The 17351-nt window shown below is 67.1% G+C and carries 19 protein-coding genes and 2 pseudogenes; 15 read left to right on the forward strand and 6 right to left on the reverse strand.

Annotated elements, in window-relative coordinates; translation table 11 throughout:
- Nucleotides 1-9: 9 nt before the first annotated feature.
- Nucleotides 10-159, reverse strand: a pseudogene (locus tag ACYVLQ_RS23835) (cytidine/deoxycytidylate deaminase family protein); the annotation flags it as partial.
- A gap of 335 nt (nt 160-494) precedes the next feature.
- Between ACYVLQ_RS23835 and sdhC the strand changes: the two are divergent.
- The 6 genes from sdhC to ACYVLQ_RS23865 all read left to right on the forward strand — a co-directional run bounded on the left by sdhC (nt 495) and on the right by ACYVLQ_RS23865 (nt 5759).
- Nucleotides 495-896 carry a succinate dehydrogenase, cytochrome b556 subunit gene (gene sdhC / locus ACYVLQ_RS23840; RefSeq protein ID WP_084519179.1) on the forward strand — a complete coding sequence of 134 codons (402 nt, stop codon included), beginning with the start codon at nt 495-497 and terminating at the stop codon, nt 894-896.
- Nucleotide 897: 1 nt separating this feature from the next.
- Nucleotides 898-1329 (forward strand): succinate dehydrogenase hydrophobic membrane anchor subunit, encoded by a 432-nt coding sequence (locus ACYVLQ_RS23845; RefSeq protein WP_460699737.1) that lies wholly within the window; start codon nt 898-900, stop codon nt 1327-1329.
- A 111-nt stretch (nt 1330-1440) separates the two neighbouring features.
- Nucleotides 1441-3207 (forward strand): succinate dehydrogenase flavoprotein subunit, encoded by a 1767-nt coding sequence (sdhA, locus tag ACYVLQ_RS23850; protein ID WP_460699760.1) that lies wholly within the window; start codon nt 1441-1443, stop codon nt 3205-3207.
- Complete coding sequence (locus ACYVLQ_RS23855; protein ID WP_460699738.1) at nt 3207-3989, forward strand: succinate dehydrogenase iron-sulfur subunit; 783 nt, start codon at nt 3207-3209, stop codon at nt 3987-3989. The genes sdhA and ACYVLQ_RS23855 overlap by 1 nt, the downstream gene beginning before the upstream one ends.
- A 203-nt stretch (nt 3990-4192) precedes the next feature.
- The gene (locus ACYVLQ_RS23860) at nt 4193-4714 is read left to right on the forward strand and encodes a DUF4396 domain-containing protein (protein ID WP_460699739.1); all 522 of its coding nucleotides are present in this window, start codon (nt 4193-4195) and stop codon (nt 4712-4714) included.
- A gap of 145 nt (nt 4715-4859) precedes the next feature.
- The gene (locus ACYVLQ_RS23865; protein WP_460699740.1) at nt 4860-5759 is read left to right on the forward strand and encodes a phenylalanine 4-monooxygenase; all 900 of its coding nucleotides are present in this window, start codon (nt 4860-4862) and stop codon (nt 5757-5759) included.
- Between the two features lie 22 nt (nt 5760-5781).
- Here the strand turns inward: ACYVLQ_RS23865 and ACYVLQ_RS23870 are convergent, their stop codons facing one another.
- Nucleotides 5782-6417 carry an acyl-CoA-like ligand-binding transcription factor gene (locus ACYVLQ_RS23870; protein WP_460699741.1) on the reverse strand — a complete coding sequence of 212 codons (636 nt, stop codon included), beginning with the start codon at nt 6415-6417 and terminating at the stop codon, nt 5782-5784.
- A complete protein-coding gene (locus ACYVLQ_RS23875; protein ID WP_460699742.1) occupies nt 6407-7969 on the reverse strand; it encodes an MFS transporter in 1563 nt (520 codons plus the stop codon). The genes ACYVLQ_RS23870 and ACYVLQ_RS23875 overlap by 11 nt, the downstream gene beginning before the upstream one ends.
- A gap of 194 nt (nt 7970-8163) precedes the next feature.
- On the opposite strand from ACYVLQ_RS23875, the gene ACYVLQ_RS23880 reads away from it, so the two are divergent.
- From ACYVLQ_RS23880 to ACYVLQ_RS23890, 3 genes are all read left to right on the forward strand, one after another.
- Nucleotides 8164-9477: a D-alanyl-D-alanine carboxypeptidase family protein gene (locus ACYVLQ_RS23880; protein ID WP_460699743.1), complete on the forward strand. Its 1314-nt coding sequence runs from the start codon at nt 8164-8166 to the stop codon at nt 9475-9477.
- Between the two features lie 86 nt (nt 9478-9563).
- On the forward strand, nt 9564-9764 hold the full coding sequence (locus ACYVLQ_RS23885) for a hypothetical protein (RefSeq protein WP_460699744.1): 201 nt from the start codon (nt 9564-9566) through the stop codon (nt 9762-9764).
- Between the two features lie 119 nt (nt 9765-9883).
- Complete coding sequence (locus ACYVLQ_RS23890; RefSeq protein ID WP_460699745.1) at nt 9884-10789, forward strand: aminoglycoside phosphotransferase family protein; 906 nt, start codon at nt 9884-9886, stop codon at nt 10787-10789.
- 79 nt (nt 10790-10868) lie between these two features.
- Here ACYVLQ_RS23890 and ACYVLQ_RS23895 read toward each other — a convergent pair whose 3' ends face one another.
- Nucleotides 10869-11345, reverse strand: a complete 477-nt coding sequence (locus ACYVLQ_RS23895) for a DUF6194 family protein (protein WP_460699746.1) — start codon at nt 11343-11345, stop codon at nt 10869-10871.
- Between the two features lie 62 nt (nt 11346-11407).
- On the opposite strand from ACYVLQ_RS23895, the gene ACYVLQ_RS23900 reads away from it, so the two are divergent.
- The 3 genes from ACYVLQ_RS23900 (at nt 11408) to ACYVLQ_RS23910 (ending at nt 14546) form a co-directional block, all read left to right on the forward strand.
- Nucleotides 11408-12127 carry a MerR family transcriptional regulator gene (locus tag ACYVLQ_RS23900; RefSeq protein ID WP_460699747.1) on the forward strand — a complete coding sequence of 240 codons (720 nt, stop codon included), beginning with the start codon at nt 11408-11410 and terminating at the stop codon, nt 12125-12127.
- A 489-nt stretch (nt 12128-12616) separates the two neighbouring features.
- Complete coding sequence (locus ACYVLQ_RS23905; protein ID WP_460699748.1) at nt 12617-14044, forward strand: pentapeptide repeat-containing protein; 1428 nt, start codon at nt 12617-12619, stop codon at nt 14042-14044.
- A gap of 184 nt (nt 14045-14228) precedes the next feature.
- Nucleotides 14229-14546, forward strand: coding sequence for a hypothetical protein (locus ACYVLQ_RS23910; RefSeq protein WP_460699749.1), 318 nt, complete (start codon nt 14229-14231; stop codon nt 14544-14546).
- 27 nt (nt 14547-14573) lie between these two features.
- On the opposite strand, the pseudogene ACYVLQ_RS23915 reads toward ACYVLQ_RS23910, so the two are convergent.
- Nucleotides 14574-14663, reverse strand: a pseudogene (locus tag ACYVLQ_RS23915) (HNH endonuclease); the annotation flags it as partial.
- A gap of 126 nt (nt 14664-14789) precedes the next feature.
- Between ACYVLQ_RS23915 and ACYVLQ_RS23920 the strand changes: the two are divergent.
- Together ACYVLQ_RS23920 and ACYVLQ_RS23925 are read left to right on the forward strand one after the other, a co-directional pair.
- On the forward strand, nt 14790-15167 hold the full coding sequence (locus ACYVLQ_RS23920) for an MmcQ/YjbR family DNA-binding protein (protein ID WP_460699750.1): 378 nt from the start codon (nt 14790-14792) through the stop codon (nt 15165-15167).
- On the forward strand, nt 15164-15967 hold the full coding sequence (locus ACYVLQ_RS23925; RefSeq protein ID WP_460699751.1) for an LLM class flavin-dependent oxidoreductase: 804 nt from the start codon (nt 15164-15166) through the stop codon (nt 15965-15967). The genes ACYVLQ_RS23920 and ACYVLQ_RS23925 overlap by 4 nt, the downstream gene beginning before the upstream one ends.
- Nucleotides 15968-16027: 60 nt before the next feature.
- On the opposite strand, the gene ACYVLQ_RS23930 is transcribed toward ACYVLQ_RS23925, so the two are convergent.
- Nucleotides 16028-16231, reverse strand: a complete 204-nt coding sequence (locus tag ACYVLQ_RS23930) for a cold-shock protein (RefSeq protein WP_460699752.1) — start codon at nt 16229-16231, stop codon at nt 16028-16030.
- 481 nt (nt 16232-16712) lie between these two features.
- Here ACYVLQ_RS23930 and ACYVLQ_RS23935 point away from each other — a divergent pair, with 481 nt between their 5' ends.
- A complete protein-coding gene (locus tag ACYVLQ_RS23935; RefSeq protein ID WP_460699753.1) occupies nt 16713-17087 on the forward strand; it encodes a MerR family transcriptional regulator in 375 nt (124 codons plus the stop codon).
- Nucleotides 17088-17351 lie beyond the last annotated feature (264 nt).

Here is a 17351-nt window from a genome sequence, read left to right on the forward strand (position 1 = left end):
GCGCTAGATTGAGATATTTTCCACATTGCACCCGCTCACAGTTTGGCCGTCGCGGGTAAGAGCGGCCGCGCCGACCGGAAACCGCGAGTAGGGTGCATACGCATTTTGCATAACTCGAGATGCATTGTCGCGCAATAAATTCCAGTCAATTTCCGGCATATCGGACCTCCGCTCGAACGAGTCGAACACGACCGTAGGAAAGGCACCACGGGCCCGTCAATTCATCAGGCAAGGCAAACCTAACTAATTCGAATGCGACCAAACGCACGCCACGCCGAATTAGTTCCGCGAATCGCCGGGGATTAGAGTTCCCCTCAGATCGGTTCAGGTTCCCGGCGGCGGGCCGGCCACCGCCTCCGGGGGTTGTCGGCTACGGGTACGAGCTGGTGTTTTCCAGATCCAATGGCTCGATAGCCCGTGCGCCGAAACCGCGACCGGGTCGACTTGCCGGCTCGCCGGCCTGTCCATCAACGACGTTGGAGGCACCGCACTCTATGACCGCCACACTGGAAGCTCCGGCACAGCCGAAGCGGAAGACGCTGTACCGCGGCGACCCGGGCATGTGGTCCTGGGCGCTGCACCGCATCACCGGCGTCACGATCTTCTTCTTCCTGTTCGTCCACGTGCTCGACACCGCGCTGGTGCGAGTCAGCCCGGACACCTACGACCAGGCGATCGAGACCTACAAGAACCCGCTCGTGGCCCTGATGGAAATGGGCCTGGTGGTGTGCGTGCTGTTCCACGCGCTCAACGGCATCCGCGTGATCCTGGTCGACTTCTGGTCCAAGGGCCCGCGCTACCAGCGCCAGATGCTGTGGATCGTGCTCGCGATCTGGATCGTGGTCGCGGGCGCGGGCGTCGGCCGCCAGTTCTTCTACCTGTTTACGGAGCACTGATATGAGCGCCCCTGTTCTGGGTAAATCCCACGACGTCCCGGCCAGCCTCGCCGCCCCGAACGCGCCGCGCCGCACCATGGGCAACAACTTCGAGAAGTACGCCTGGCTGTTCATGCGCTTCTCCGGCCTGCTGCTGGTGGTGCTGGTGCTCGGCCACATGTTCATCATGCTGATGATCGACGGCGGCGTGCAGCGGCTGAATTTCGCCTTCGTGGCCGGTCGCTGGGCGAGCCCGTTCTGGCAGCTGTGGGATCTGACCATGCTGTGGCTGGCCCAGTTGCACGGCGGCAACGGCCTGCGCACGGTCATCGACGACTATGCCCGCAAGGACTCGACCCGCTTCTGGCTCAAGACCCTGCTGGTGATCTCGATGATCCTGATCATGGGCGTGGGCAGCTACGTCATCTTCACCTTCGACCCCAACATCAGTTAGGAAAAGGTCGCCAACCATGAGCGAGCGCAGCGAGCGAATCATCGACACAGCGTGCTTCGCTTATGCCGGAGCTGAGCGGAGCGAGGCGCAGGCATGAGTGAATCCCGACCGATTCAGGAGCACCGGTACGACGTCGTGATCGTCGGCGCCGGTGGTGCGGGGATGCGCGCGGCGATCGAGGCCGGTCCCCGGGCCCGCACGGCCGTGCTGACCAAGCTGTATCCGACCCGCAGCCATACGGGCGCGGCCCAGGGCGGCATGTGCGCCGCGCTGGCCAACGTCGAAGAGGACAACTGGGAGTGGCACACCTTCGACACTGTCAAGGGTGGTGACTACCTGGTCGACCAGGACGCCGCGGAGATCATGGCCAAGGAGGCCATCGATGCCGTGCTCGACCTGGAGAAGATGGGCCTGCCGTTCAACCGGACACCCGAGGGCAAGATCGACCAGCGCCGCTTCGGCGGCCACACCCGCGATCACGGCAAGGCCCCGGTCCGACGCGCGTGTTACGCCGCCGACCGCACCGGCCACATGATCCTGCAGACGCTGTACCAGAACTGCGTCAAGCACGACGTGGAGTTCTTCAACGAGTTCTACGTGCTGGACCTGGTGATGACCGATACCGAGCGCGGCCCGGTCGCCACCGGCGTCGTCGCCTACGAGCTGGCCACCGGCGAACTGCATGTGTTCCACGCCAAGGCGATCATCTTCGCCACCGGCGGTTCCGGCCGCATGTACAAGACCACCTCCAACGCGCACACGCTGACCGGCGACGGCATGGCGATCGTGTTCCGCAAGGGACTTCCCCTGGAGGACATGGAGTTCCACCAGTTCCACCCGACGGGCCTGGCCGGACTGGGCATCCTGATCTCCGAGGCGGTCCGCGGCGAGGGCGGCATCCTGCGCAACTCCGACGGCGAGCGGTTCATGGAGCGCTACGCCCCCACCATCAAGGACCTGGCGCCGCGCGACATCGTGGCCCGCTCGATGGTCAAGGAGGTCCTGGAGGGCCGCGGCGGCGGGCCGAACAAGGACTACGTCTTCATCGACGTGACCCACCTCGGCGAGGACGTGCTCGAGGAGAAGCTGCCCGACATCACCGAGTTCTCCCGCACCTACCTGGGCGTGGACCCGGTCAAGGAGCCGGTGCCGGTCATGCCGACCTGCCACTACGTGATGGGCGGCATCCCCACCCGGATCCGCGGCGAGGTGCTGCGCAACAACACCGACGTCGTCCCCGGCCTGTACGCCGCGGGTGAGTGCGCGTGCGTGTCGGTGCACGGCTCGAACCGCCTGGGCACCAACTCGCTGCTGGACATCAACGTATTCGGCCGCCGCTCGGGCATCGCCGCGGCCGAGTACGCGCAGCGCGCCGAATTCGTCGAGATGCCGGAGAACCCCGCCGAATACGTGCAGGGCTGGCTGGCGAACCTGCTGTCGGACCACGGCAACGAGCGCGTCGCCGACATCCGCACCGACCTGCAGGCCACCATGGACGCCAACGCCGCGGTGTTCCGCACCGAGGAGACGCTCAAGACGGCGCTCACCGACATCCATGCGCTCAAGGAGCGCTACGAGCACATCACCGTGCAGGACAAGGGCCGCCGCTTCAACAGCGACCTGCTCGAGGCCGTGGAGTTGGGTTTCCTGCTGGAGTTGGCCGAGGTCACCGTGGTCGGCGCGCTCAACCGCAAGGAGTCGCGCGGCGGCCACGCCCGCGAGGACTACCCGGACCGCGACGACACCAACTTCATGCGCCACACCATGGCGTACAAGGACGTGGAGCCGGGTGAGCACGCCAAGCTGATCGCCGACATCCGCCTGGATTTCAAGCCGGTCGTGCAGACCCGCTACGAGCCGATGGAGCGTAAGTACTGATGACCGCTGTCGCAGAGAAACAGAGAGAGGGCACTCCGGGCTCGCCCGCACCGGTCCCCGACGGGTCGACCATGATCACCGTCAAGGTGGCACGGTTCAACCCCGAGGACGACAAAGGCGCGCACTGGGATTCGTTCCAGGTGCCGGTGCTGCCGACCGACCGCTTCCTGAACGTGCTGATCTACATCAAGTCCTACCTGGACGGCACGCTCACCTTCCGGCGGTCCTGCGCACACGGTGTCTGCGGTTCGGACGCCATGCGCATCAACGGCGTCAATCGGCTGGCGTGCAAGGTGCTGATGCGCGATATGCTGCCGAAAGGTGGCAAGACGCTCACCGTCACTGTCGAACCCATCCGCGGCCTGCCCGTGGAGAAGGACCTCGTGGTGAACATGGAGCCGTTCTTCGACGCGTTCCGCGCGGTGAAGCCGTACCTGATCACGCACGGCAACGAGCCCACCCGCGAGCGCATTCAGAGCCAGGCCGACCGCGCCCGGTTCGACGACACCACCAAGTGCATCCTGTGCGCCTGCTGCACCACCTCCTGCCCGGTGTACTGGCACGACGGCAGCTACTTCGGCCCGGCCGCGATCGTGAACGCGCACCGCTTCATCTTCGACAGCCGCGACGAGGCCGCCCGCGAACGCCTCGACATCCTCAACGACGTCGAAGGCGTATGGCGCTGCCGCACCACCTTCAACTGCACCGACGCCTGCCCCCGCGGTATCGAGGTCACCAAGGCCATCCAGGAGGTCAAGCGCGCCCTGCTGTTCGCGCGCTGACGATCCGTCCCGATCTGTCGAAACCAGAAGGCCGCCTGCCTCTTTCCCGAGGAAGGCGGCCTTCGCCATTCGTACCCGGCTACGGCCCGGAACTCACCCGCTCTCGGCAGACCGAGGAGCTTGCTCACATCGTCACGCCGCTCGTTCCACCGTGTCAGCCTCGCATACTTGACACTATACCCCCCTAGGGTATTCTGTTCGTCATGCAGAACGAGCATTCGGGACAGGGCGAACATGGGCAGCACGGGAACGTCGCGGCGCACGATCAGGGTGGGCGGGTGCCGACCAGTTGGAGGATGGCGGCGCAGGCGACGCTGCACTGTTTGACGGGGTGTGCCATCGGTGAGGTGCTCGGGATGGTGATCGGCACGGCGCTGGGGTGGGGTAATGCGCCGACGATGGTGCTGGCTATCGTGCTGGCGTTCGTCTTCGGTTACGCGTTCACCATGCGGGGCGTATTGAAGGCGGGACTCACCCTGGGTGCTGCCGTCTCGACCGCGCTGGCCGCCGACACGGTCTCGATCACCGTCATGGAGGTCGTCGACAACGCCGTCATCCTCGCCGTCCCCGGCGCGATGGACGCCCACCTCGACACCGCCCTGTTCTGGTTCACGCTCGCCTTCGCCTTCGCGGTCGCCTTCGTCATCACCACACCGGTCAACAAGTGGCTGATCGGCCGCGGCAAGGGGCACGCGGTGGTCCACTCGCTGCACGGCCACCACTGACGCGCCGCACGACCACCGGTCCGGCGGTACCCGAGCGGCGTGCCTTTTGCTGCCCCACCGACCTATGACCGAAAAAACCTAGTCAAGTTGTGTAGCTGACGGGATGTTCGTTGTCGGATCAGCGCAGCGGTGCTTGCCTGGAGACATGTTCGACGAAGCTCAGCTGTACTCCCCGGTGACCACCGGCACCGACGGTGACGTGACCGTGCACCTGAGCGACGAGCATCCCGGTGTGAACGACCCGGACTACCGGGCCCGCCGCAATGCGATCGCCGCCCAGGCGCTGGCGTACCGGCCCGGGGAACCGACTCCGCGCATCGAGTACACCGACGAGGAGCAGGAGGTCTGGCGGATCGTCTCCGCCGAGCTGGCACGCAAGCACCGCACCTACGCCTCACACGAGGTGCTGGAGGGGGAACAGTGCCTGGGCCTGCCCGCCGACCGGGTTCCGCAACTCGACGAGGTGTCGGCAAAACTGGTGCCGCTCAGCGGATTCCGCTATGTACCGGCCGCGGGCCTGGTGCCGCTGCGGGAGTTCTTCGGTTCGTTCGCCGATCGGATCTTCCACTCCACCCAGTACATCCGGCATCATTCCGCGCCGCTGTACACGCCCGAGCCCGATGCGATCCACGAGGTCATCGGGCACGCGAACCAATTGGCGAGCCCGCGGTTCGCGGCCATCTACGCCGAGGTCGGCGCCGCGGTCGCGCGGCTGGAGACCGACGCCGCACTGAAATTCCTGGCCGATGTCTTCTGGTTCTCCATGGAATTCGGCGTGGTCCGTGAAAACGGCGAAGTCCGCTGCTATGGAGCCGGATTGCTGTCATCGTTCGGCGAGATCGAAGAGTTCCGGCACGCCGAACTCCGCCCGCTGCACATCGCCGAGATGGGCACCCGCACCTACGACATCACCCACTATCAACCCGTATTGTATTGCGCGGACTCGATTTCCGAGATCGAGGATGTGGTCGGCGGCTTCTTCTCTACCATGACCGACGAGACGGTCGACCCGTACCTCGGCGGAACAACCGTCGATCAAGGGTGAATCCGCACGCCGAAACGGTTTGTCACTCAGGAGTTTCCGGCGAACCCGCCGCCGGGAGCGGCATGCCGTCGGCCAGGAAGTCGATGACCCGCATGATGGTCTCCCGGTCGAACGGGTCCCGATCGAGCAGGGCGGCCAGGGCGGCGCCGGTCAGGGCGCCCGCGAACGCCCGCACCTCGATATCGTCGGGCGAGCGTCCGGTCCGGACGGCGGTCATCTCCGAGACCAGCTGCACATTGCGCTCGAGCTCGCGGGCAAGCGCGCCGCGCAGCTCCGGCACGGAGCGGATCAATGCCGTTCGCTGCTGTTCGAAGGCGAAGTCCTCGTCGCTCAGGGAGGAGAAGGTCTCCAGCGTCGCATCGCGAAACGCCTCCAGGATCGACAGTTCCTTCGGCTGCCGCCGCAGTGCCTCGATCATCACCGGGTCCACGTCGTCGGCGAGCACCAACTCTTCCTTGGAGGGGAAGTAGCGAAAGAACGTGCTCGGAGAGACCTCCGCGGCGTCGGCGATCTGTTCCACGGTCGTCTCGTTGTAGCCCTGTTCGCGGAACAGCCGGAACGCCTCGGTGCGGATGGTGCGGCGGGTGCGCTCCTTCTTCCGCTCGCGCAGGCCCGCCCGCGGTGGCGCCTCCGCTACTGTCTTCGAATCAGCCGACATGCCCAGATTCTCCCGCACCGCCCGCGTCGGCTGCGTCCGGCACGGCGGAGCGGGTGACGATCGCCGCGAGCACGGCGGCGATCAGGCAGATCCCGGCGCACACCCACAGCATCGCCCCCATACCGCTCACGAACGCCGACTGCACATGCCCGAGCATCTGCGCGTCACCCAGTTTCTGTGCCACGGCGACACCGGCATTCACCCCGTCGGATACGGGCGCGGTGTCGTATCCGCCCAGTTCGGACCGGTACTGCGTGGCCAGCACGGTACCCAGGACCGCGACGCCGATGGTGCCCCCGGCCTGCCGCAGCGCCTGCATGAGCGCCGAGCCGGAGCCGGACCGCTCCGGGGTGAGCTCCCCCATCGCCATGCCCATCGCGGCGGGCATCACGAAGCCCATGCCCGCGCCGAGCACCGTGATCCAGGCAGCCGTATACCCGTAGCCGCTGTCCGCCGAGGTCAGCGCGCCGAGCCCCAGGCCGATAGCCAGCACCGCGAAGCCCGCCACGAGCACCACCCGCAGGCCCAGCTTGGTCAGCAGCTTGTCCGCGACCCGGGTGCCGACGACCAGCCCGACGATCAGCGGCAGCAGTCGCAGCCCGCTCCCGAGCGAATCCGCGCCCAGCACCGCCTGGAAGTACTGCGGCACCGTGAAGAACATCCCGAACATGGCGAACTGTACCAGGATGGAATAGCCGGTGCCCCAGCGGAATCCGCGCCCCGCGAACAGTCCCAGATCAACCAGCGGATGCCTGATCCGCCGCTGCCACAGCACGAAGGCGACGAGCACCACCACTCCGGCCGCCACGCTCGCCCAGGCCATGCCGTCGCCCCAGTCGCGCTCCCCGAATCGGATGAAACCGTATGTGAGAGCGAGCATTCCGCCCGCTGACAGCACCACGCCGAGCAGATCGATGCGGAATCGGTTGTCGCTGCGGGACTCCGGCACCAGAGCGGCGACCGCGATCAGCCCGACGATCACCAGCGGCACATTGAGCAGGAACACCGAACCCCACCAGTAGTGCTGCAGCAGCCAACCGCCGACGATAGGCCCGAGCGGCAGGCCGATCGCCGTGGAGGTGACCCAGATGGTCAGCGCCCGTTGCCGTTCCACCTGACCGGGAAACATCGCGGGCAGCACGGACATCGACAGCGGCATCATCGCCGCGGCCGCGATGCCCAGCACCGCTCGCGCGGCGATGAGCTGTCCGGACGACGTCGCCAGCGCGCACCACAGCGAGGCGGCACCGAACAGCGCGAGCGCGCCGAGCAGGAACCTCTTGCGGCCGTAGCGATCTCCGAGAGCGCCCGCCGGGAGCATGAATCCGGCCAGCGCCAGCGTGTACGCGGTCGTGAACCATTGCAGCGCAGCGGTATTCGCGTTCAGGTCAACAGCCATGGTGGGCAGCGCCACCACCAGCACCGTGGTGTCCAGGCCGATGGTCAGCATGGCGACACCGAGGGCGGCGAGCGCCAGCCACCGCGACCTGCCGCCTCCCTCACCTGCCGCCGCGGTCTCGGTCGCCGCGACCTCACCCGCTCGATTCACCATCCGAATCCCCTCCCACGCCCACATTCCCGGCGGGTGGGCCCGCTTGCGTCCATTTTCATGACATGCCCACTCATTTGGTTGCTACTAGTTTTTGATAGTAACTCTCATTTCGAATCATATGTCAATACCGGCTCGGGCCGAACCGCGGGACGCTTCGCAGCGCGCCGGCGCGCCGCCGCATAAGCTCCGAGGTGATGAGTACGTGCATGTCCCGGCGCCTGCGCCGTCCCCGATCGTTCGCGGCCGCCGCGCTGGCAGCCGCGCTCATGGGCGCCACGGTTCTGACCGGCATCGGCGCCGTCGGCTCCCCCGCGGCCTCCGCCACGCCCGCGCCCACCACGGCGCCGTTCGCCACGCCGAATACCGACGCCTGCCCGCAGAAGACCGCGCCGCCACCGGCGATCGACAGCTCCGAGGTGCCCGAGCCGGGCGAGACCGCGCCGTCACCGCTGCCCGTGCCGTCGTCGCCGGTCGGCGGTGACAAGCTCGGCGCGTGCGGCGTGGTGCTGCCCGACGGCGTCGGGCCGGTGCCGCCCGATATCTCCGCCACCGCCTGGCTGATCGCCGATCTCGATACCGGGCGCGTGCTGGCGGCGAAGGACCCGCACGGCCGCTACCGCCCCGCGTCGACCATCAAGGTGCTGCTGGCCGCGGTGGCCCTGCGTAGCCTCGACCTGAACAAGATGGTGATCGGCACGCAGGAGGACGCGAACGCCGACGGCACCCGGGTCGGGATCGGGCCGGGCGGTCGCTACACCAACCGGCAGCTGATGCAGGGTCTGATCATGGCCTCGGGCAACGATGCCGCGCATGCCATCGCCACCCAACTCGGCGGCGAGAAGGCGACCGTAGCCAAGATGAACGAGCTGGCGGAACGGTTGCACGCCTTGGACACTCGCGCCGCGACCCCGTCCGGCCTGGACGGTCCGGGCATGAGCACCTCCGCCTACGACATGGCCGTGCTGTTCCGCGAGGCCATGTCCATCCCGACGTTCGCCGAGTTGATCCACACCGAGCAGATCGACTTCCCCGGCTTCCCCGCCAACCCCCAGATTCCCGGCGACGAGGACCATCCCGGCTTCCCCATCGCCAACGACAACCGCCTGCTCTACGACTACGAGGGCACGCTGGGCGGCAAGACCGGATATACCGACGACGCCCGCCAGACCTTCGTCAGCGCGGCCGAGCGCGACGGCCACCGGCTGGTTGTCACGCTGTTGCAGGCCGACGTGCGCCCCGTTCGCCCACCCGAACAGGCGGCGCGCCTGCTGGACTACGGATTCGCGATGGCCTCCGGCGCGAGCGTGGGCTCGCTTCCCGACGAGAGCGCCGCATCCGCGAATACCAATGTGGCCGTTGCCTCACCGCCGCCACGGGATTCGGCCGCCGCGGCCCCGGCGGAGGACCACAACGAGAACCTGCTGACCGTGCTGATCGTCGGCGGTCTGGCGGCCGCGCTGGTGCTGGCCGTCGCCGCGTGGAGACTGTCCGGCAGGCAACGCCGATAGCACCCGTTTGACCTCCGGGCGTCCGGGCACTCGCGTAACGAGCCGCTTGCCAGGCTCACGCAGAGAACCGGAAAGAGGAGAACCTGATGGCGAACCCGAAGAATCCGGGCCAGTTCGGCAATCGACCGGACACCATCAAGCAGGCCCACAAGGGTGGCCGGGCCAGCACCGGCAGCTTCGGCCAGGCGCACAGCGCCGACCCTTCGGAGGCAGGAAAGAAGGGCGCCGCCGCCCAGCCGACCGAGGCCAAGTCCCGCGGCGGCCAGCACAGCCACTCCGGACGCTGATCCGGTGTGAAGAACCTTGGGGAGTGTAAACCCCTGCTCCCCAAGGTTTCTGGTGTGTGCGGCCGCGCGGCCGCCGAAATCCGGTGCCGTGATCGACACTCCCCGATAGGGTCCCCGGAGTGATCGACATTCGCATTCCGGACGGATTGATCGAGTCCCAGTACACCTACGCGGGTGCGGGCGGCCGAGCGTTCATCGCCGCTCTGCCCGCGCGCATTCCGGAATTCCTGCGGCGCTGGGAGCTGCGTGTCGATGGGCCCCCGATGCACGGCATGGCCGCGCTGGTCCTGCCCGTGCTGCGCGCCGACGGCACCGCCGCGGCACTCAAATTCCAGCACTTGGACGAGGAAAGCGAGGGGGAAGCGGTCGCGCTGCGCCTGTGGAACGGTGACGGCGCCGTGCGCCTGCTCGACTACGACGACGAAACGGGCACGCTGCTGCTGGAGCGGCTCGACTCCGCCCGCATGCTGTCGTCACTGACCGCCGCGGGAAAAGCACAGGGCCGCACGGCCGTTCTCGTCATCGCCGAACTACTCGCCCGGCTCACCGCTGTCACGGCGCCCGCCGGGACGCGGCGGCTCGGTGACATCGCGGCACAGATGGTGGCGGACCTGCCGGGGGCGCTGGTGGCAGTCGGCGACCCGGGCGATCGCGCGCTCCTCGAGCGGTGCGCCGGTGCGGTGCGGGAGGTTCTGGACGAGCCCGGCGACCGATTACTGCACTGGGACCTGCACTTCGAGAATGTCCTGGCATCGGACCGGGCGCCCTGGCTCGCCATCGACCCGAAGCCGCTGGCCGGAGACCCCGGATTCGAACTCCTCCCTGCCATCGACAACAGCTTCGACGCCGCCGAGGTGCGGTGGCGATTCGACGCGATGACCGATGTGCTCGGGCTCGACCGGGAGCGGGCGCGGGCCTGGACGCTGGGCCGGGTGTTGCAGAACTGCCTCTGGGAGATCGAGGACGGGCGCCCGCTGGTGCCCGACCACTTGGAAATAGCACGGCAGTTGTCGGTGGGTCGGTGACCCCCGGCCACCCACCGCCACGCCAGAGTGGTCGACCAGACCTGGTAATCGGCTCTGGCGCAAGGTAGTCCGCCAGATCTTACTCCTGGTGGGGGCTCGACTCGGCGCGGCGCTCGTACCGTGAGCGGGCCCGGTCGTGTGCCGTGCGGAGCAACTCCCGGGCCGGGGTGTCGGTGGCTGGGCCGGGGTTCACCACGGCCAGCCATCGCGCGCTCCCGTACACCGGGTGCGCGACCACGGTGTCGGCGACACTCGGGTCCCCAGTGGCGGTTTCGCGGGGGCTGTGGCCCGTCCACTCGGTGAAGGCGTCCTTGCCCGCGCTGATGTTCAGGCGGAAGGCGCCGGGCCGGTCCAGGCGGGACGTGGTGTCGTCGGGGTAGTCCTTGGTCACGATCGTCGCGAACGGCTGGCCTGTGGTCGGCATCTGGCCGTCGGGGGCGTAGTAGAAGAACACGTCACCCCAGGCGATCTCGGGGGCGCCGTCGCCGGGCCCGGGCCGGAGCGTCAGCACCCCGCCGAGCGCCTCGATGAACTCGATGATCTCGTCGATACTCATGTGTTCTAGCGTTACATTGAGGTGCTTATAGAGACTTTGGCCCACAATTCGGAGGTCGGCGTGTGAGAAGTCGCAACTCGCACCATTTTCGAACCGTCGATGTGGCGCACCGCGCGGGGTACTCCGTCCAGCAGATTCGCAATCTCGAGCGGGACGGGGTGCTGCCGCCCGCGGGGCGTACTTCCAGCGGCTACCGGATCTATGACGAGTCCCATGTGCGCGCCGCGCGGGCCTATCGGGCGCTGGCGGCGGGGACCGGTCCGGTCGAGGCCAAGCAGATCATGCGCGCCGCGCACTCGCGCCCGGTCGCGGATCTGCTGGCCCTGCTGGATGCGGCGCACGCACGGCTCGACCGGGAGCGCCGCGATCTCGCGGCCGCCGAGACGGCGGCCCGGACCATCGCCGAGGAACCGATCGCCGATGTGCGGTCGTCGGATGCGATGAACATCTCGCAGCTGGCCGAGGCGCTGGGCGTCCGGCCCTCGACGCTACGGCACTGGGACGCAGTCGGATTGGTGGTGCCCGGCCGCGCCGGCCACGGAACACGCAATTACACACCGGATGACGTCCGTGACGCCCGGATCGTGCACCAACTTCGATTGGCAGGTTACCGCATCACGCATCTGCGGTCGCTGCTGCCGGAACTCCGCGACACCCCGCGCCGAGGCGACATCTCGGCAGGTCTGCGGGCCCGCGACGCGAGCATCCGAGCGCGATCCCGGGCCTTGCTGACGGCGGCCGCCGAACTCGATGCCGTAGTCGCGGCGGAGCTGGAGGAATGACTGGCGTCCCCGGGCGTGAATCGAAACCCACTATGCACCAAGGGAATTAACCGAACCCGTCGTCAACGACGACCCCATCCCGAAAGAACCGGGTCGACGGCATATCCGACAGCGGCACCTCACCGCCGCTTGATCAGCGCCTTCGCCCGGCAGCCCGAGATACCGGCGACCCGGCCGAATGCGCTTGCGGCACTGACCGATCGATAGCACGAGGTGCTCCGGCAGGTGGCGGTGGAGCGATCCGATGCCGAGATCGCCGAGGTCCTCCATGTCGGCGTCGCGACGGTCGAGACGCGGCCATCTGCTCACCAAGTTGTCGGCCCCGTGATCGCGCCCAATTGGTCGTTCTCGCATACGAAAACGGCGTCGTCTTCCCGGGCGGCTCCATCGAATGAGGCGTGGACCCCGCACACTTCGCGCCGAAGTCGTATACCGTCGGGTCGGCTGTCCGAACAGGTCGGTTCAGCTGTCCGAGCGAGAGGGACGGCCATGACATTCTGGCGGCGGTCTACCAACAGGCCACCCGGCACAGAATCAGGCGACAGGCAATCGACGGGTGCGGATCTTGCGGGCGCGGATCTCTCGGGCCGGGACCTCACGGGTCGAGACCTGATGGGCGCGAACCTCTCCGGCGCGAAACTCGGCGGCGCCGACCTGCGGAACGCGCTACTCGACCGCGCCGACCTATCCGATGCCGATCTGACCGGTGCCAAGATCGACGGCGCCGACCTGCGCAATACGAAGCTCGAGGGCGCGAACCTCACCGGCGCGGACCTGCGCGGCGCCGATCTGCGGGGCGTGAACCTGACGAACCAGATTCTCAGTGGCACAGAGCTGAGCTTCGCGGATATGGCCGGCGCGCAGCTGACCGGCGCGGACCTGCACGGCGCGAAACTCATGAAAACCAATCTCACCGGCGCGGACTTCACCGACGCGGACCTCACCGACGCGAACTTGAACAGCGCGACGCTGACGAAGGCGATTCTCAGCGGTCAGGTGCTGCGGGATACCGTGCTGAGCCTGGCCGATCTCACCGACGCGGACCTGACCTACTCCGACCTGACCCGTGCGGAACTGCTCGCCACCAAGCTGTCCGGTGCCAGGCTTGCGGGCGCCAAGCTGGCCGGGCTGGACCTGATCGACACCGATCTCGGAAACGCCGACCTCACCGGCGCGGACCTGACGGGCACGCAACTGCTCGACGCCCAGTTGGCCGGGTCGACGCTCAAAGACGCGAACCTGTCGGGTGCGAACCTGGCGGGCGCGAACCTGGTCGGCGCGGACATCTCCGGCGCGAATCTGGTGGGCACCGACCTCAGCGGCGTGACATGGGACTCGGGCACACCCATTCGAGCCTCCGAAAGCCCTGTGCCACAAGAGATTCCATGGCTCAGCACCGAAGACTTCGACAAGGCTCGATCCGAACACGCCTTCCTGGCCCTGCACGAAGCGTCGCGAAGAACGCTGGGGATCCCGCTTGCCACCGAGCACGTCACCACCGCGCACCTGGCGCTACAGGCGGGCATCGGCCGGTACTTCGAAGCCCTCGAACCCCGGGACCAGACCCTGGCGATGCTGTTGCTCGCCGGGACCTACGTCGCCCAGCGCGGACCCGTCCACATCATGACCCCGGACGCCGCGACGGCAGACGACTACCGACAGACGTTCGCGCCGGTCCTCACGACCCTCGGCATCTCGGCCGAGCGAGTGCCCGCGACACGCACGCCGACCGCCGAGAAACTCGTCCTGATCGGCACGCACGGCGAATTCGCCGCCGTCTGGTCACAGCCCGAAGCGCCGCCGATGGGCCTCGACACCCAATGCCTCGCGGTGGTCATCCGCCCGAAAGCGCGCTACCTGTTCGACGAATTCATGGGCCGATACGCACGTCTGCTGACGATCGGAGACGAGGCGTAGCCCCGCCCGCGCGGCCCAGCAGGTACGGGATGGTCAGAGGATGGAAAGGGTGCGACGACCTGCTCATTGCTTTGCTGGATTCTGGATCGCCGACGCGACACTCCGGCCCACATCGATGGCTGGCGGTAACACTTCGGCTACCTCCGTGCGATGTGCCGGGCATCACTCATTCAGGAGGTTCGTGATGTTTTCTGCGAAGCGAATCGCGGCCGGCGCCTTTGTTGCCACCGCGGCCGCGGCGACCACACTGGTCGGCAGCGGTGTAGCCCAGGCCGACGTACCGGTGTGGGAAGCCAATTGTCACGTTTACAACATTTTCAATACCGGCGGCATGTCCACGTGTGAACTGCCGACCTGGCACCAGGTGAAACTCACCTGCGTCGCATGGCCCGTACCTTTCCTCTATTGGAAATACGGCCCGGCACACTACGGGCAAAACCAGTCCTGGGCCAGCTGCGACTCCCTGAACGCCCTGGTCGGAATCGAGGTCATTCAGGCGTAGGTCGTGCGCCACCCCGGCCCCGCACCCCTAGGCGAACCGGGTAGTCAGTTCGGTTGAGATTTCGCAATGGCGCAGGAGGAATTCGCGTTCGTCGAGCTTCTTGCGCCGCAACCAGCCGGCCCTCGAGCGCGTCCACTGCGCGTCGGTGAGATCGTGGTTGACGCGACATCCGGCCGGACGGCACCGATGAATTCCAGGTGGCTCCCTCGTCCATTTCATTGGAGAGACGAGAGGATTCCGTACATGGCCGTGATCGAGGACGTCAGCCCACTGGGGTCGGAGTTGGAGCGCTCGTATCGGGTCTATGTGCGGGGCAGGTTGAAGTTTCGCGTCAAGCAGATCGTCTATGTGGCATTCTCCCGCGACGAGACCGTGATGGAGTTCGCGTTCCCCAAGGAGGAGCGGGCGGCGCTGGTCGCGAGCGAGCCGCACAAATTTCGGATGCCGTCGCCGTCGGATATGCGGTTCAACTGGATCCGCTCCGACCTCGCGGCCCTGGACCCGGCGGAGGCCCGGGAATTCGTCGTCGATGCCTGGCGCATGGTCGTCCCCCAGAAGCTCTCCCGCGCTTACGATCTCGCGCATCCACACGGCCCGGTCGTCGAGAGGAGGCAACCGTGACGAGACCGTTTCGATTCGGGGTCGTCGCCCCGCTCATGACCGACCTGCCGACGTGGCGAGACCGCGTGCGCCGCATAGCCGACAGCGGCTACTCGACGTTGCTGGTGCCCGACTTCCCGCTCTCCCAACCCGCGCCCGGCCCCATGCTGGCCACCGTCGCGGCCGAGACCGACCTCCGAGTGAGCTCGTGGGTGTACGCCTCGCCCTTTCGCCCGCTCTGGCTCACGGCGTGGGAGGCGCATTCGCTGTCGCTGCTGACCGACGGCCGCTTCGAGATGGGCATCGGCACCGGCCGACCGGGCATCGACGATGAACTCCGCGACAAGGGCATGTCGGCGGTACCGCCGGGCGAGCGGCTGACGCAGATCCGCGAAACCGTCAGGGCGCTGCGAGATTTCGACGGCCCCGACCGGCACACACCCGTGGCGATGGCCGTATACGGCCCGAAGGCCCGGGCATTGGCGGCCGAGGTCGCGGACACGGTCACCTTCCCGCTGCTGTATCAGCCTCGGGCCGAAATCGCCCGGCTGACAACAGATTTCCGCGACGACCTGAATATCGAGCTGGCGCTCGCCGTGCCAGTGGTCGGCGACTCCGTCGCGGCGCACATGGCGCCGCCCGATGCCGACACCGCCGCGGTGCACGCGGCCGATGCCCTGACCGCACTGCCGGAGGATCCGGCGGCCGCCGCCGAGGAGATCCAGCGGCGCCGTGCCGAAATCGGCTTCTCCTACTTCATTTTCGGCGCCGACTTCGCCGAGCGGTTCGCCCCGGTAGTCGCCGAGCTGACTGGGCGGTAGGCGCTGGTTGAATGCGGAAGCCCGCGCGGATCGCGCGGGCTTCGACGGTGTTGCGGGCGCTCAGATAGCGCGGACGCTCTGGGCCTGCGGGCCCTTCTGGCCTTGGCCGATCTCGAACTCGACCCGCTGGCCCTCATCGAGGGACTTGAAGCCGGAGCCGGAGATCTCGGAGTAGTGGACGAAAACGTCGGGGCCGCCCGCATCCTGCGCGATGAACCCGAAACCCTTTTCGCCGTTGAACCACTTCACGGTGCCTTGTGACATGTACTTTTCGTGACTTCCTGTCGTGAGTCGGGCGATCACTGCAACAACCCGTCCTCGACACACAGCATGCCATACCCCTTCGGCCGTGTCGCCCCTCGGCTACGTCCCCAACCTGGGAAACAGGAGTTCCGGAGGGGGCCGCAGAAATTCTGTAGCCATGACAGTAGACATTCGCCAAGCACTGAGCTAGCTTATGTGGTGTTGGCAGGGTACGAAGTGTCCAGATGGCACGGGAGATGATGAACTACCCGTGGAGGTAGAACTGGCGGGCGCGGCCACGGGACCGGCGAGTATCGCGGTCCCGCCGCCCGCCGGGCCAGCACATGAATTTGCTGCAAAGAAGGAAGTACTGGTCGCCGCGTGAAGAGAAGGGAGTGGTTGCCGCCGGGTCGCCCACGGTATGTAGTGCGGGCGCTCACTCGGCGTCAGGTGACAAATCCGACACTAATTAGTCCCCCTCGTGCCCCGGCGCCGTGTGACGGTGCCGGGGCCTTCGCCGCATGGAGGCTGCACGATTTCTGAATCCCCGACCACGGACGAGAAGTTCGACGACGACGAGTACCCCGCCTACACCATGGGCCGCGCCGCAGACATGCTCGGCACCACGCAGGCCTTCCTGCGCAGCCTCGATGAGGCGAAACTGATCACCCCGCAACGCTCACCGGGCGGGCACCGCCGCTACTCCCGCCGCCAGCTGCGCTTGGCCGCCCGCGCCCGCGAACTGGTCGACCACGGCACCCCCCTCGAAGCGGCCTGCCGCATCATCTCCCTCGAAGACCAACTCGCCGACGCCCAGGCCATCAACGCCACACGCACCGACCAGGCAGGTGACACCCCGGGCAGCGACGGTTCCTAGTTGTCGACGGGCCGATGCGGCGGTATGCACTGAGCGACAGCCTAGCCAGTAATCTCGTTGCCTTTCTTGATGATCGACCGCGCGGGTCAGTTCGGTAGTTGCTGGTACAGGCAGACGACCTCGGTGGCCGTGGTGCCTCAGTCGCCCGGCTCTTCTAGTGAGGGAAGACCCGCTATTCGGGACGCGATCTCGTCCGATCCCTGTCGGCTGCCAGGAGGAAGGGACCACTTCGGAGCCGTTTTTGCCATGAGCATGGGACCACCC

Source organism: Nocardia thraciensis, assembly GCF_054782435.1.